General features: G+C 70.7%; 14 protein-coding genes. 3 read left to right on the top strand and 11 right to left on the bottom strand.

Annotated features, from left to right (window positions below; all coding sequences use genetic code 11):
- Nucleotides 1-226: 226 nt before the first annotated feature.
- Both recJ and AC1DF3_RS27690 read right to left on the bottom strand, forming a co-directional pair.
- Nucleotides 227-1,936, bottom strand: coding sequence for a single-stranded-DNA-specific exonuclease RecJ (gene recJ / locus AC1DF3_RS27695; RefSeq protein WP_478141521.1), 1,710 nt, complete (start codon nucleotides 1,934-1,936; stop codon nucleotides 227-229).
- 2 nt (nucleotides 1,937-1,938) lie between these two features.
- Nucleotides 1,939-2,907 (bottom strand): hypothetical protein, encoded by a 969-nt coding sequence (locus AC1DF3_RS27690; RefSeq protein WP_286534469.1) that lies wholly within the window; start codon nucleotides 2,905-2,907, stop codon nucleotides 1,939-1,941.
- A gap of 36 nt (nucleotides 2,908-2,943) precedes the next feature.
- Between AC1DF3_RS27690 and AC1DF3_RS27685 the strand changes: the two genes are divergently transcribed.
- Together AC1DF3_RS27685 and lolD are read left to right on the top strand one after the other, a co-directional pair.
- Nucleotides 2,944-4,200: a lipoprotein-releasing ABC transporter permease subunit gene (locus tag AC1DF3_RS27685; RefSeq protein WP_286524982.1), complete on the top strand. Its 1,257-nt coding sequence runs from the start codon at nucleotides 2,944-2,946 to the stop codon at nucleotides 4,198-4,200.
- A complete protein-coding gene (lolD, locus tag AC1DF3_RS27680; RefSeq protein WP_286524981.1) occupies nucleotides 4,193-4,870 on the top strand; it encodes a lipoprotein-releasing ABC transporter ATP-binding protein LolD in 678 nt (225 codons plus the stop codon). Before AC1DF3_RS27685 ends, lolD begins: the two co-directional genes overlap by 8 nt.
- A 7-nt stretch (nucleotides 4,871-4,877) precedes the next feature.
- Here lolD and AC1DF3_RS27675 read toward each other — a convergent pair whose 3' ends face one another.
- The 3 genes from AC1DF3_RS27675 to AC1DF3_RS27665 are packed head-to-tail and all read right to left on the bottom strand — an operon-like array spanning nucleotide 4,878 to nucleotide 7,591.
- The gene (locus AC1DF3_RS27675; protein ID WP_286534467.1) at nucleotides 4,878-5,513 is read right to left on the bottom strand and encodes a protocatechuate 3,4-dioxygenase; all 636 of its coding nucleotides are present in this window, start codon (nucleotides 5,511-5,513) and stop codon (nucleotides 4,878-4,880) included.
- Nucleotides 5,514-5,544: 31 nt separating this feature from the next.
- On the bottom strand, nucleotides 5,545-7,140 hold the full coding sequence (locus tag AC1DF3_RS27670) for an MFS transporter (protein WP_478141520.1): 1,596 nt from the start codon (nucleotides 7,138-7,140) through the stop codon (nucleotides 5,545-5,547).
- Between the two features lie 10 nt (nucleotides 7,141-7,150).
- The gene (locus AC1DF3_RS27665; protein WP_478141519.1) at nucleotides 7,151-7,591 is read right to left on the bottom strand and encodes a carboxymuconolactone decarboxylase family protein; all 441 of its coding nucleotides are present in this window, start codon (nucleotides 7,589-7,591) and stop codon (nucleotides 7,151-7,153) included.
- A 97-nt stretch (nucleotides 7,592-7,688) separates the two neighbouring features.
- On the opposite strand from AC1DF3_RS27665, the gene pdxR reads away from it, so the two are divergent.
- Nucleotides 7,689-9,122 carry a MocR-like pyridoxine biosynthesis transcription factor PdxR gene (gene pdxR / locus AC1DF3_RS27660; protein WP_286534461.1) on the top strand — a complete coding sequence of 478 codons (1,434 nt, stop codon included), beginning with the start codon at nucleotides 7,689-7,691 and terminating at the stop codon, nucleotides 9,120-9,122.
- Nucleotides 9,123-9,126: 4 nt separating this feature from the next.
- Here the strand turns inward: pdxR and AC1DF3_RS27655 are convergent, their stop codons facing one another.
- From AC1DF3_RS27655 to AC1DF3_RS27630, 6 genes are all read right to left on the bottom strand, one after another.
- A complete protein-coding gene (locus AC1DF3_RS27655) occupies nucleotides 9,127-9,915 on the bottom strand; it encodes a transporter substrate-binding domain-containing protein (protein WP_286534459.1) in 789 nt (262 codons plus the stop codon).
- 49 nt (nucleotides 9,916-9,964) lie between these two features.
- A complete protein-coding gene (locus tag AC1DF3_RS27650; protein ID WP_478141518.1) occupies nucleotides 9,965-10,771 on the bottom strand; it encodes a maleate cis-trans isomerase family protein in 807 nt (268 codons plus the stop codon).
- A 123-nt stretch (nucleotides 10,772-10,894) separates the two neighbouring features.
- A complete protein-coding gene (locus tag AC1DF3_RS27645) occupies nucleotides 10,895-11,653 on the bottom strand; it encodes an SDR family NAD(P)-dependent oxidoreductase (protein WP_286534455.1) in 759 nt (252 codons plus the stop codon).
- A 9-nt stretch (nucleotides 11,654-11,662) separates the two neighbouring features.
- A complete protein-coding gene (locus AC1DF3_RS27640) occupies nucleotides 11,663-12,703 on the bottom strand; it encodes a VWA domain-containing protein (protein ID WP_286524960.1) in 1,041 nt (346 codons plus the stop codon).
- Nucleotides 12,700-13,692, bottom strand: a complete 993-nt coding sequence (locus AC1DF3_RS27635; protein WP_286534454.1) for a DUF58 domain-containing protein — start codon at nucleotides 13,690-13,692, stop codon at nucleotides 12,700-12,702. Before AC1DF3_RS27635 ends, AC1DF3_RS27640 begins: the two co-directional genes overlap by 4 nt.
- Entirely contained in the window at nucleotides 13,673-14,683 is a 1,011-nt protein-coding gene (locus AC1DF3_RS27630) for an AAA family ATPase (protein ID WP_286524957.1), read from the bottom strand. Before AC1DF3_RS27630 ends, AC1DF3_RS27635 begins: the two co-directional genes overlap by 20 nt.
- Nucleotides 14,684-14,705 lie beyond the last annotated feature (22 nt).

Genomic DNA, 14,705 nt, shown 5'->3' with positions numbered 1-14,705 from the left:
CAAAGGGGCTGGATGCAAGGCGCCCGCGCGCAGCAAGGCTTGCGCCTTGCAAGCGCGGGCAACGCCGCAGACGGCCCCTTGGCTCGGCAACCCGAAGGGAAGGTATGCCAGGGCGTGCCACTCCGCGTTGCGCTCCTTGCATGTGCCAACGCACATGCGGCGTCGCACGCCTTGATTGGCCCGCCCTGGCATACCTTCGCGACCCCGGAAGTAGTGTGAACAGGCCCTAGATCTCGGCTCCCTCGACCAGGAAGCGCACCCGCCGCACGCCCTGCCATTCGTCGGCATCGAGCCGCCAGGCCAGCACCACTTTCGGCGGCAGCGGCTCGGTGTGGCCGAACCAGATGCCGTCCACGGGCTTGCCGCGGTGTCTGAGCTTGAGTGCCAGGTGCTTCTCGCCGACCAGGCGCTGCGACACCACCTCGACCTCCTCGCTGAAGGTCGGCGGCGCGAAGCCCTGGCCCCAGACTTCGCGATGCAGTGTGTCGACCATGTCGACCCGCAAGTACTCGGGCGCGAGCGGCCCGTCGGTGTCGAGCCGCCGGGTCAGGGTGGCGGCGTCGAGCCATTCCTGCGCGACTTGCGCCAGCGCCTGTTCGAAGACCGGGAACTGCTCGCGTGCCACCGTGCAGCCGGCCGCCATCGCGTGGCCGCCGAAGCGCAGCAGCACGCCCGGATGGCGCTTGGCGACCAGGTCGAGCGCATCGCGCAGGTGGAAGCCGGGGATCGAGCGCCCGGAGCCCTTGAGCTCGTGCGCCTTGCCGTCGGCGGCGCTGGCCGCGAAGACGAAGGTCGGCCGGTGGAAGCGGTCCTTGATGCGCGAGGCCACGATGCCGACCACGCCTTCGTGGAAATCGGCGCCGAAGACGCTGATCGCGGCCGGCGGCGCCAGGCTGTCGTCGAACAGCGTCTCGGCCAGCAGCAGGGCCTTGTCGCGCATGCCGCCTTCGATGTCGCGCCGCTCGCGGTTGATGCCGTCTAGCAGGCGCGCGAGTTCGTCGGCGCGGCCGCTGTCGTCGGTCAGCAGGCATTCGATGCCGAGCGTCATGTCGGCCAGCCGGCCCGCCGCATTGATGCGGGGCCCGAGCGCGAAGCCGAAATCGAAGGTGGTGGCCGCCGCCGCCTGGCGCCCGGCGGCTTTGAACAGCGCGGCGATGCCCACCGGCATCGCACCGGCGCGGATGCGGCGCAGTCCCTGGGCCACGAGGCGGCGGTTGTTGGCGTCGAGACGGACCACGTCGGCGACGGTGCCGAGCGCGACCAGCGGCAGCAGGGCGTCGAGCTTGGGCTGGTTGGCGAGGTCGAACACCCCGCGCGTGCGCAGTTCGGTGCGCAGCGCCAGCAGCACGTAGAACATCACGCCGACGCCGGCGATGCTCTTGCTGTCGAATTCGCAGCCGGGCTGGTTCGGGTTCACCAGCACATCGGCGGCGGGCAGCACCGGGCCGGGCAGGTGATGGTCGGTCACCAGCACCGCGAGCCCGCGTGCCTTCGCCGCCGCCACGCCATCGACGCTCGCGATGCCGTTGTCGACCGTGATCAGCAGGTCGGCCCCGCTGTCGGCCACGCGCTCGGCGATCGGCGGCGTCAGGCCGTAGCCGTCGACCACCCGGTCGGGCACCAGGTAGCCGACATGGCGTGCCCCCAGCAGCCGCAGGCCGCGCACCGCCACCGCGCAAGCGGTCGCGCCGTCGCAGTCGTAGTCGGCGACGATGCACAGCCGCCGCTGGTCGCGGATCGCGTCGGCCAGCAGCACGGCGGCCTCGCGCGCACCGCGCAGCGTGGTCGGCGGCAGCAGCCGCGCCAGGCCGTCGTCGAGTTCATCCTTCGACAGCACGCCGCGCGCGGCATAGAGCCGCGCCAGCAGCGGATGCACGCCGGCCTGCTCGAGCGCCCAGGCGCTGCGCGGCGGGATGTCCCTGGCCAGGATCTTCATGGTCACAGCGCCTCGAGGAAGGAGGCCGCCGTCGGGCGGCTGAACAGCCCCTTGGCCCAGGCGGCCAGGCCGCGCGGCCGGACCGCGAAGCGCTGCGCGCTGCGGTCGCCGCACAGCGTCAACGTGACGGCTTCGCCCGCGCTGCAGGCGGCCAGCAGTTCGGCCACCGGCCCGGCGTCGAGGGCCTGCCAGGCCGACGCCCAGCCGGCGCCGTCGTCGCGCAGGGCAGGGGTGCGCAGCCCATCGGCCACGGTGGGGCCGGCCTGCGGCACGGTGAAGCCGGCGGGCAGTGCGCCGGTGCCGCTGAGCCAGAAGGAGTTGATCGGCGGCACCCCGCGGGCGGTGCGGGCGTCGTTCACGCGCTCGGTGTAGAGCAGCATCTGCATCTCGTTCTGCAACCGGCGCAGCGGGCGCCCGGCATCGGACAGGGGCGACCACTGCGAGATCGGGAAGCCGACCGCGCGATCGATCGACGCCGTCGCCAGGCCGTCGAAGATCGGGCCCTGCGCCAGCCAGCGGCCCGGCGTCGCCGAGGCATGCAGCGCGATGCCGTCTTCCTCGAAGAAGGGCAGCGCCGCCGCCAGCAGCGCATCGGATTCCTCGGCCTCGATCTGAATCGCGGCCGGGTCGCCCAGCATCACGTCGTCGATGCCCACCTGCCAGTGGCACAGCGTGGCGACGCCCCAGGCCTGGCCGCCCTCGGTCGGGCCCAGGCCGGACCGTTTGGCTTCCAGCGCGGCCCAGGGAATGCAGCCATCAGCGGCCGCGATGCCGAGCGCCTCGGCCAGCGCGCGCTCGTGCGGCGGCGAGCGGGTGCTGTCGTCCTGGGTGTCCTCGTGCACCCGTGCGAGCCGGGCCAGCAGGGCTTCGAGCTTCGGCAGCCGGAGGCCAGCCAGTGCCGCGCGGCAGGCGGGAGAGCCCCGGCCGGCGAAGGGAATGAGCAGGTGGCGGGCATTGGGGGGTGCGGACATGGGGCCTATTGTCCGGGATGCCACAATTGTTTCCTTATGCGACTCCCCTACGAACTGCAACTCGGCTGGCGTTACACCCGAGCCGGCCGGGCCACGCGGCGCAACGGCTTCATCTCCTTCATCTCCGGCGTCTCGATGTTCGGCATCGCGCTGGGCGTGGCGGCGCTGATCATCGTGCTGAGCGTGATGAACGGTTTCCAGAAAGAAGTCACCGACCGCATGCTCGGCGTGATCTCGCACATCGAGATCTTCTCGCGCGACGGTCAGGCACTGGGCGACATCGACGCCATCATGGCCGAGGCGCGCAAGAACCCCGAGGTCATCGGCGTCGCGCCCTTCGTCGCGGCGCAGGCGCTGCTGGCACGCGGCGAGGACATGAAGGGCGCCCTGATCCGCGGCATCGACCCGAAGCTCGAGCCGCAGGTGACCGACATCTCGACCACCGCCCAGCAGGGCGCGCTCGACAAGCTGGTGCCGGGCGAGTTCGGCATCGTGCTGGGGATCGAACTGGCGCGCTCGATGTTCGTGCGGGTCGGCGACCAGGTCACGCTGGTGGCACCCGGCGGCCAGGTCACGCCGGCCGGCGTGATGCCGCGCTTCAAGCCCTTCACCGTGGTCGGCACCTTCGACTCGGGCCACTACGAGTACGACTCGGCGCTGGCGATGATCCACGCCGAGGACGCGGCCCGCGTGTTCCGCCTCGAGGGCCCGACCGGCGTGCGCCTCAAGCTCAAGGACCTGCACCAGGCGCGCGAGGTGGCCGACCAGCTGGCGGCCACGCTGCCGGGCCAGTTCCTGATCCGCGACTGGACCCGCGCCAACAAGACCTGGTTCGCGGCGGTGCAGGTCGAGAAACGCATGATGTTCATCATCCTCACGCTGATCGTCGCGGTGGCGGCCTTCAACCTGGTCTCGACCCTGGTGATGACCGTGACCGACAAGCGCGCCGACATCGCGATCCTGCGCACGCTGGGCTCCAGCCCGAAGAGCATCATGGGCATCTTCGTGGTGCAGGGCGCGATGGTGGGCGTCATCGGCACCCTCGGCGGGCTGCTGCTGGGGTTGGGCATCGCCTACAACATCGACGTCATCGTGCCGGCGCTCGAACGCCTGTTCCATGCAAGCTTCCTGCCCAAGGACATCTACCTGATCAGCAAGATGCCGAGCGATCCGCAGCGCGGCGACATCCTGCCGATCACCATCATCTCGCTGGTGCTGGCCTTCGCCGCCACGCTGTACCCGAGCTGGCGCGCCAGCCGCGTCAACCCGGCGGAGGCACTGCGCTATGAATGACGTGGTGTTGAAGGTCCGCGGGCTGACCAAGCGCTTCCACGAAGGCCGCATCGACCTCACGGTGCTGCATGGCGTCGACCTGGATGTGCATGCCGGCGAGACGCTGGCCATCGTCGGCGCCTCGGGCTCGGGCAAGAGCACGCTGCTGCACCTGATGGGCGGGCTCGACGCGCCGACCGCGGGCAGCGTCGAGCTGCACGGCGAGAACATCGCCCATGTCGATGCCGCCGAGCAGGGCCGGCTGCGCAACCGGCACCTGGGTTTCGTCTACCAGTTCCATCACCTGCTGCCGGAGTTCAGCGCGCTCGACAACGTGGCGATGCCGCTGAAGATCCGGCGCACGGCGCCGACCGAGGCGAGCGCTTCGGCGGTCGCCATGCTGACGGCCGTGGGCCTGGGCGAGCGGGTGCAGCACCGGCCGGCGGAGCTGTCGGGCGGCGAGCGCCAGCGGGTGGCGATCGCGCGCGCGCTGGTCACCGCGCCCGACTGCGTGCTGGCCGACGAGCCCACCGGCAACCTCGATCGCGCCACCGCCGACGGCGTCTTCGCGCTGATGCTGCAACTGGCGCGCGACCGCGGCACCGCCTTCGTGATGGTGACGCACGACGAGAGCCTGGCGGCACGCTGCGACCGGGTGCTGCGGCTCACCGCGGGGCGGCTGGCCGACTGACGGCGGATCAGGCGGCGACGACGATCGGAAAGCTGGCCTTCCAGCCGTCCGGCGCGCGCTCGAAGGGCACGGTGAGCGCGGCGCGCTCGGGCTCCGAGAGGCGGCGCCAGAGCCCGTCGCGCGCGTTGCCCGGCGCGCCTTCCACATAGAGCTGGGTGGTCAGCAGTTCGCGCGTGCCCAGCTTGACCTTGAAGTGGATGTGGGGCGTGCGCCCGGTGTAGGGCACCGGCCGGAGGGTGCGGAAGCGATAGCGTCCGTCGGCATCGACCGCCACCCGCCCGAAGCCCTGGAAGGCGCGATCGGCGCGGTCGCCGTCGCCCGGGTGATGGTAGTGGCCGGCCTCGTCGCACTGCCAGATCTCGACCTGGGCGCCGCGCAGCGCGCGGCCGTCGAGGTCGGTCACCGTGCCGTCGACCCAGGCCGGCTGGGTGGTGGCGTAGTTCAACGCTCCGTTGTGCAGCAGGTCGCCATCGGTGTCGGCCGGCAGCGTGACCGGATAGAACGGGCCCTCGGTCTGCGAGGGTGTGGGTCGCCGCGGCACCGCGGGCTGCGCGCGAGCGCCGATCCAGAAGGCCGGCAAGGCGATCGCCGCGGCGGCGATGCTGCGTCGGGGCAGGCCCCGGGAGCTTGGCGAGGTGTTCATGGCACGTCGAGCAACGCCTGGGAGGGGCGTTTCAGCGCGATGCTACTCGCAAGCAACGGCGCCTGCGGGCCGCACCGGCCTTTTGCGCCAGCCGCCGCGCCACCAACACCAGCGCGAGGCAGCCCGCGGCGACCAGCGTCACCAGGTGGAAGTAGTCGAGTGCCGCCATCCAGGTGGCCTCCTGCATCACCTGCTGGCCGAGCTGCGCCGTTGCGAGCTGGGCGGCTTCGACCGGGTTCCGCAGGCCGGACAGGTGCCGCGTCAGCTGCTCCAGCGTCGCGGCCAGCGCCGGGTTCGAGGGCGACAGGCTCTCGGCCAGCCGGTCGAAGCGCACCGTGCTGCGCCATTGCAGGCACAGCGTCGCCAGCGCGGTGCCGGCGGCGATGCCGAATTGCGCCAGCATGTTCTTGACCTGGTTGGCGTGCGAAAAGATGCGCTCGTCGCGCTGCAGGGTCTGGAACGCCTGCATCGCGGTCGTGGCCAGCGTGACGATCACGAAGGCGCCGTTCAACAGCAACGCCGGCAGCACGCTGCGCAGCGGATCGGCCGATTCGCTGAGGTGCGACAGCTGCCAGGCGCTCAGCAGCAGCGCGCCAAAGCCTGCGAGGTAGTAGCGGGTCGGACCGGGGCTGCGCGGCAGCAGCCTGGCCAGCACGATCCAGCTCGCCACGCCGGCGAGTGCGCCCAGCCCCAGGAAGCGCCCGACCAGTTCCAGCGGCAGGCCCATCGCCCGCTGCAGCAGCACCGGCAGCACCAGGTTGTTGGCGCCCAGCAGGAGATAGCAGAGGCCGAAGACCGCGAGTCCGGCCAGGTAGCGGCGCTGGGCCAGGTCAGCGATGCGGATCAGCGGCCGGCGGGCGCGCCTGGCGAGCCAGGCGGAGAGCCCGAGCGCAGGCAGTCCGAAGGCGGCCAGTGCGGCCAGCGGCCGGCCGTCGGCGAAGAAGTCGAAGCCCGAGCGCTGCAGTCCGTGCAGCAGCAGGAAGCTGCCGCCCATCAGCACCAGCAAGGCGATCGGCTGCGAGGGCGCCAGGGCCTCGCGCTCGATGCTGCGGCGGTCGTCGAGCTGCCAGGCGGACAGCAGCGCCAGCAGCAGCGCCGGCAGCGGCAGCAGCAGGAAGGCCGCGCGCCAGCCGGATGCGGCCAGCGCCAGCGAGGCCAGCAGCGGTCCGGCGGCGATGCCCCAGGCCAGTCCGGCGGCGAAGAAGCGGATGCCGGTGAAGCGGCGCGGCGACGCTGGAATGTGATTGACCAGCACCCGGCCGGCGGTCATGAAGGAGGCGCAGCCCAGCGCCATCAGGGAGCGTCCGAGACCGAATTGCAGCAGGCCTCCGGCGAGCCCGCAGACCACCGCGCCCAGGGCGAAAAGCGCGCTCGCCGCCAGCAGCAGCCGGCGCCAGCCCAGGCGCTCGACCAGCCAGCGGTGCATCGCGATCGCGCCGATGGCGACCACGCCGTAGAGCGTCGCGATGGCGCTGAACTCCTCCGGGCTGGCGCCGATGCCGCCCATCACCGGCGCGGCATTGAAGGCCACGATGCCGGTCTGCAGGAAGTCGCAGAAGGGCAGCGCGGCGATCAGCAGGTACAGCGGCAGCGTGCGGGACAAGGGTGCGGAAGCCGGGCGGCGCATGGCGCGCCGCCTACACGGTCAAGGTCTTGCGGAAGCCGATCGACAGCCGGTTCCAGCTGTTGATCACGCCGATCGCGAGCGTCAGGTCGACCCGCTCGCGCTCGCTGAACTCGGCACTCAGGGCGTCGTAGTCGGCATCGGGCGCGTGCTGGGTCGCCACCAGGGTGAGGGCTTCGGTCCAGGCCAGGGCGGCCCGCTCGCGCGGCGTGAAGAAGGGCGTCTCGCGCCACACCGGGACGGCATACAGGCGCCGCTCGGTCTCGCCCTTCTTGCGCAGGTCGCTGGCGTGCAGGTCGACGCAGAAGGCGCAGCCGTTGATCTGCGAAGCGCGCAGCTTCACGAGGTCGAGCAGGGCGGGTTCGAGGCCCAGCTTGCCGACCGCGACCTCGAGCGCGATCAGCGCCTTCAGCGCGTCGGGGGAGGCCTTGTAGAAATCGAGACGTTGTTCCATGGTGTTGCTCCGTTGGGTGAGGGGGATGGCGTCATGCTAAAAAGCCCCGGCCCCTTCGCGGGCGGCCAATCCGGGCCATTTGCAGGAGTCCAATCGCATGGAGTTGCACGTCGTCATCGACGGTGACAAGGACCTCGCCGGTCAGCTCTACCGGCAGCTCAGGGATTCGATCCGGGCCGGCCGGCTGGCCGCGGGCGAGAAACTGCCGCCGTCGCGGCTGCTCGCCGAGCAGCTCGGCCTGTCGCGCAAGACCGTGTCGGAAGCCTATGCGCGGCTCACCTTCGACCGGCTGCTGGTCGGCCGCGTCGGCAGCGGCACCTTCGTCGCCGACAGCGCGCGGTCCGCGCCGCCGCCGGCCGCCAGCCCGTCCTTCGCCGGCGCGGCCGTCGCCGAGCGCTGGCGCCGCATGGACACGCCGCTGCGGCATCCGGCGCCGGCCGGCAACTCGCGCTACGAATACATCGGCGGGGCGCCCGCGCGCAGCCTGTTCCCGCATGCCGAATGGCGCCGCTGCGTGCTGCACGCGCTGCGCGAAGGGGCGCGCTCGCGCGGCCTGTACGGACCGGTCGAGGGCATGCCGGTGCTGCGCGAGGCGATCGCCCGGCACGCCGCCTTTGCGCGCGGCGTGCGCTGCGGCGTCGACGACGTCATTGTCACCAACGGCGCCCAGCAGGCGCTCGACCTGGTGGCCCGGGTCCTGGTCGAGCCGGGCAGCCTGGTGGCGGTCGAAGAGCCCGGCTATCCGCCGGCACGCCTGCTCTTCGCCGCCCAGGGAGCCGAGGTGGTGGGCATTCCGGTCGACGCCGAGGGCCTTCAGGTGGATCGGATCCCGGACGGCACGCGGCTCGTCTACGTGACGCCGGCGCACCAGTTCCCGCTCGGCATGCCGATGAGCCAGCGCCGCCGCGAGGCGCTGCTGGCCCGCGCCCACGCGATCGGCGCGATCGTCATCGAGGACGACTACGACAGCGAATTCCGCTACGAGGGGCGACCCACGGACTCGCTGCAGAGCATGGACACGCGCGGCAGCGTCGCCTTCGTCGGCACCTTCTCGAAGACCCTGTCGCCCGAACTGCGCCTGGGCTATCTGATCGCGCCGCCGGCGATCCTGCAGGCGGTCTGCATCGCCAAGCACCTGAGCGACTGGCACACGGCCACGCCGGCCCAGTGGGCGCTGGCCAAGTTCATCGCGGACGGCGGCCTCCACAAGCACATCCGCCGCTGCCACGCGGTCTATGCCGAGCGGCGCGAGTGCATCATGCGGCGCTTCGACGGTGACCTGTCGCCGTGGTTCGAACGAGTGCCGGCGACCGCGGGCATCCACCTGGCGGCGCTCGCCAGAAAGCCGATCGACATGGACACCCTGCTGAGGCTGGCGCGCCGGGTCGACGTCGGGCTCTACCCGCTGGAGGTCTTCTCGTACTTCGCGGCGCCCCGCCAGGGCCTGATGCTGGGCTACGGCGCGATCGACACCGACGACATCGATCCTTCGCTGGACCGTGTCCGCGACATCCTGCTGCAGATGGGCTGAGTCCTCACATCGGGATGTCGCCGACCGCGCGGCCCAGCCACCGGGTCGACATCCGGTCCGACTCGCCCGACTTGCGGGCCTCGACCACGATCTCGTTGATGCGCTCGCGCAGCTTGTCCTCGCCCTTCGGCACGCCGATGAAGTTCGGGCTCTGGCTCAGCATCAGCTTGTTCTCCAGGCCCAGTTGCGGCTGGTTCTGGATCAGCTTGGAGACCGCCGGCTGGCTGCTGCCCACCGCCGCTACCTGGCCGGCACCCATCGCGGTGATGGTGGCGGCGTGGTCCTCGAAGCGCATCAGGTTGGCGCCCTTGGGCAGCACCTTGGTCAGCTCCTGGTCCTCGATGGTGCCGCGCGTCACGCCCACCGACTTGCCGTCGAGATCGGCGAAGCTCTTGACGGCCAGCGTCTTGGGCGCGAACACGGCGCTGATGAAGGGCGAGTAGGCAGCGGTCGTGAAGTCGACCACCTTCTCGCGCTCGGCGTTGCGCGCCAAGGTCGAGATCACGATGTCGACCTTGCGCGTCTGCAGGTAGGGCACGCGGTTGGTGCTGGTCACCGGCACCAGTTCGGCCTTGACGCCGAGCTTGCCGGCCACGTAGCGCGCCATGTCGATGTCCAGTCCCTGCGGCTGCAGGTCGGTGCCGACGAAGCCGTAGGGCGGGTAGTCGGTGGGCACGGCGATGCGGATCACGCCGGTCTTGACGATGTTGTCGAGCGCGGTCTGTGCCTGGGCGGCGCCGGTGGCCAGCAAGGCGCAGGCCGCGGCGCAAAGAAGACGTCGAAAGGGTTGCATGGCGAAGATCCTCGGAGAGTTGGAAAGCAGGTGGAGACGAAGCGGGTTGTCAGGCGCCGGGCGCGATGCGGCCGTCGAAGAGCTGCCCGTAGCCGGGTCGGGCGCCGGCGATCTGCAGCAGTTCGAGGCAGTGCCAGAACGAGGCCTGCACGGCCGAGATGACCGGCTTGCCGAGCGCCTGCTCCAGCGCCTCGATGGCGCCGACCGAGCGGAAATTGGTGCAGCTGATGAAGATCGCGCTGGCTTCGGGATGGTCCACCGAGCGGACCAGGTCGTAGACCTGCGCGAGCGGCACCTCGGCCAGCGCGCGGTCCTCGTCGATGCGCAGGTTGGCATGGCGCACGACTTGGTGTCCGTTCTCTTCCAGGAAGCGGATCGCCTTGGCGTGCACCGCATCCACATAGGGCGTGGCGAGCGCGACCTTGCCGGCCGCGACCTTCCGGAGCGCCGCCAGCGTGGCGGTGGATGCCGTGTTGATCAACGGCCCGGGCACCCACTGCTTCATCTTGGCGATCAGCGCATGGTCGTAGGCGGTCCCGTGCAGGAACGAGGCGCTGGTGCCGCCGAAGCACAGCAGGTCGATGGGTGCCGAGCCCACCAGGCGCGCAGCCTGCGCCAGCTCGGGCGAGTCCATCATCTCCTCGATGCCTTCCACCGTCACCTTGGGCAGCTTGATGCGCGTGGTGTGGACCGAAACGCCGGGCGCCGCCATGGCCGCCCATTCGGCATCCATGACGATGCTCGAGGCGATGTAGATCAGCCCGAGCCGGCACAGCGTGCCCGAGCCGTCGAAGCGAAAGTTGGGCGTTGCAGGGGGCGCGAGGGTGCTCGCTGGTTGTTCGCCCGTTCGAATCATCTGGTCCAACTCCATGGCTTGGTTGCGATGGAGTCGATGATGTGGGCGCGGCGCCGCGCTAGAAAGTCGCCTTTTCCGTGCAGCTGCATCGGCTTTTCCGATGCCCGGCCGCGAGGCCCAGCCCTATGCCGCGATCGAGTAGCCGCCGTCGACCGGGATCGCGGTGCCGGTCACGAAGTCCGACGCCGCGCTGGCGAGGAACACCGCGATGCCCGCCAGGTCTTCGGGCCGGCCCCAGCGGCCGGCGGCAGTGCGGGCCACCACCCGTTCGCTGAGCCCCGGCACCTGGGCCCGCGCTCCATCGGTCAGGTCGGTCTGGATCCAGCCCGGCAGCACCGCGTTGACCTGGATGCCGTCGGCCGCCCACGAGGCGGCCATCGCGCGGGTCAGCTGCACGATGCCGCCCTTGCTCGCGCCGTAGGCCGGCGCATAGGGGGCGCCGAAGATCGACATCATCGAGCCGATGTTGATGATCTTGCCGCCGCCGGCCGCCTTCAGGTGCGGATGCGCGGCCCGGCAGCACAGGAAGGCGCTCGTCAGGTTGGTGTCCATGACCTGGTGCCACTCGGCCAGCGCGAGCTGGTCCACGGGCTTGCGCACCGTCGTGCCGGCGTTGTTGACCAGGACGTCGAGCCGGCCGCAGCGCGCCGCGAGCTGCTCGAACAGCGCCGCCACCGAGGCTTCGTTCGTCACGTCGGCCTCGAGCGCGAAGCTGTCGCTGCCCGCCGCCTTCAAGGCGTCGACGGCCGCCGCCGATTTCTGCGCATTGCGCGCCGCCACCACGACGCGCGCACCCGCCCTGGCCAGGCCCAGCCCCATGCCGAGGCCGATGCCGCCATTGCCGCCCGTGACGAGCGCGACCTTGCCCGCGAGATCGAACATCCGTCGTCCCTACAGGATGCGGTTGAACCAGAGCAGCGACAGGCCGGCCGACAGCAGTGCCAGCGCGGCCGCGCCCATCGCGAACAGGGCGGAGATCTCGGTCTCTTTCTTCTCGACCGTGAGCCGCGAGCTCAGGGTGTTGTAGACCTTTTTGAGGTCGTTGGCGGTGCCGGCATAGAAGTACTCGGCCGAGGTCTTGTTGGCGATCGCCTTGAGAGTTTCCTCGTCGAGGCGCACCCGCATCGACCAGCCCTCGAAGCCGATGGTCTCGCCGTCGACCGTGCCGATGCCGACCGTGTAGACGCGCACGCCGCGCTCGGCCGCCACCTTGGCCGCATCGAGCGGATCGACGCCGGTGGTGCGCTGGCCGTCGGTCAGCATGATGATCGCCGCCGAGGTGTAGGAGCCCGGCGCCACCGGCGTGAACTCCTTGGGTGGCGGCTTGCCGGCGCGGTCGATGGCGACGCCGGTCTGGCGGCTCTTGGGCGAGAAGTCGGAGATGTCGATGCCGGCGTCGGGGAACAGCGTGGCGAGCGACACCACGATCGCATTGCCGGTGGCGGTGGCGCGCTGCAGCTGGAAGGAGTCGATCGCGGTGACCAGGTCGTCGCGGTTGGTGGTCGGCAGCTGCGCCACCTGCGCGCTGCCCGCGAAGGCGACGATGCCGACCTTGACGGTGCGCGGCAGCTCTTTCAGGAAGCTCTTGGCCGCCTCCTGGGCGGCCACCAGCCGGTTCGGCTGGACGTCGGCCGCGCGCATGCTGCCCGACACGTCCATGGCGAGGATGATGGTCTGCTGGTTCGACGGCAGCACGACCACCGCCATCGGCCGCGCGGCGGCGATCAGCATCGCGGTCAGGGCCAGCAGGAACAGCAGCGGCGGGATGTGGCGCCGCACGCTCTGGCCGGCGCTCATGGCCTCGCGCACGATCGACAGGCTGGCGAATCGCAGCGCCAGCTTCTTCTTGCGCCGGATCAGCCAGAGATACAGCAGCACCAGCAGCGGGAGCGCCAGCAGCAGCCAGAGGAATTGAGGCCAGAGGAAGTTCATGCGGCCACCATCTTGGAGTTCGATTGTCCGCGCCTGACGCGGCGCTTGCGCATGTCCGCGAAACGCACGATGGCTTCGACCAGGTCGTCCGCGGTCGAGAGTTCGAGCGCATCGACTCCGATCTTGGCCAGCGCTTCGCGCAGGGCGGCTTCGCGCTCGGACGCGATGCGCGCGAAGCGCTTGCGAAAGCCCGCGTCATGCGTGTCGACCCACAGCTGCTCGCCGGTCTCGGCATCGCGCAGCGGCACCAGGCCGAGGTCGGGCAGCTCGAGCTCGAGCGGGTCGAACAGGCGCACGGCGACCACGTCGTGGCGCTGGACCAGGTGCGACAGCGCCCGCTCCCACCCGGGCTCGGTGACGAAATCGGAGACCACGAACACCGTCGAGCGGCGCGGGATCAGCACCGCGGCGGACTTGAGCAGGTCGGCCAGCCGGGTCATGCCCTTCTGGTCGGGCACGCGCTCGGCCGAGCGGCGCTCCATCGCATGCAGCAGGTGCAGCACATGGCGCCGGCCGGTGCGCGGCGGAATGACGGCTTCGACGTCGTTGCCGTACACCATCGCCCCGACCCGGTTGCCGTGGCGCGTGAGCAGGCGCGCGATGACGCCGACGAAGCCGGCGGAGATCTCCCGCTTGGCCTTGACGCCGGAACCGAAGTCGACCGAGCGGCTCAGGTCCAGCACGAACCAGGCAGCCATCTCGCGGTCTTCGGTGAAGACGCGCACGTGCGGCGTCTGCAGCCGCGCCGTGACGTTCCAGTCGATGTGGCGCACGTCGTCGTGGTGCTGATACTCGCGCAGGTCCGCCAGGTCCAGGCCGGTGCCGCGCATCAAGGTGCGGTAGTCGCCCTGCAGCAGGCCGTCGAGCCGGCGGATCACGGTCCATTCGAGGCGGCGCAGCGCCCGTTCGACGCCGCTGGCCGCGGCCTCGACCGCCGCCAGCTGCTCGTCGTTGGCGGCCTTGCCGCGCTTAGGCCACCAGCTTTTCATGCTCTAGCGGCTTGGCGGGCGCGGGCACGGCCCGCATGATCCGGTCGACCAGGCTGTCGGGCGTCAGGCCCTCGGAGAGGCCCTCGTACGAGAGCGTCACGCGATGCCGCAAGACGTCGGGCACCAGCGCGGTCATGTCCTCGGGCAAGGCGTAGCTGCGGCCGCGCAGCAAGGCCAGCGCGCGGGCGCCCTGGGTCAGGTTGATGCTGGCGCGCGGGCTGGCGCCGAAGGTGATGAAGCGCCGCATGTCCTTCAGGCCGTGCTTCTCGGGGGTGCGCGTGGCCGACACCAGCCGGACCGCGTACTGGATCAGCGAGGGGTCGACATAGACCCGCTGGGCCTCGGCCTGCAGGACCGCGAGCTGGTCGGTGGTCGCCACCGGCACGGCCTCGACCGGCGGGCCGATCACGCGCTCGACGATCACGAACTCTTCCTCATCGCTCGGGTAGTCGACCAGCACCTTCATCATGAAGCGGTCGACCTGCGCCTCGGGCAGGGGATAGGTGCCCTCGGTCTCGATCGGGTTCTGGGTCGCCATGACGAGAAAGGGACGCGGAACCTTGTGGGTCTCGCCGGCGATCGTGACCTGGCGCTCCTGCATGACCTCGAGCAGCGCGCTCTGCACCTTGGCCGGCGCCCGGTTGATCTCGTCGGCCAGCAGCAGGTTGGCGAACACCGGACCCAGCGAGGTGCTGAACTCGCCGGTCTTCTGGTTGTAGATGCGGGTGCCGACCAGGTCCGCCGGCACCAGGTCGGGCGTGAACTGGATGCGCTTGAACTGGCCGCGCACGGTGTCGGCCAGGGTCTTGACGGTGAGCGTCTTGGCCAGCCCGGGCACGCCCTCGACCAGCAGGTGGCCACCGGCCAGCATCGCGACCATCACGCGTTCGAGAAAGCGGTCCTGGCCGACCACCACGCGCTTGACCTGATAGAGGATCTGCTCCATCAGCTCGGCCGTGACCGGGGAGGGCGATTCGAACTCTGTGCTCATGGTGGGCGCTTTCTTCGGTGGG

The sequence above is a fragment of the Variovorax sp. 10N432 genome (assembly GCF_056394465.1).
The sequence above is the reverse complement of the archived record's forward strand: the minus strand, read 5'-3'. Positions and strand labels throughout refer to the sequence as shown.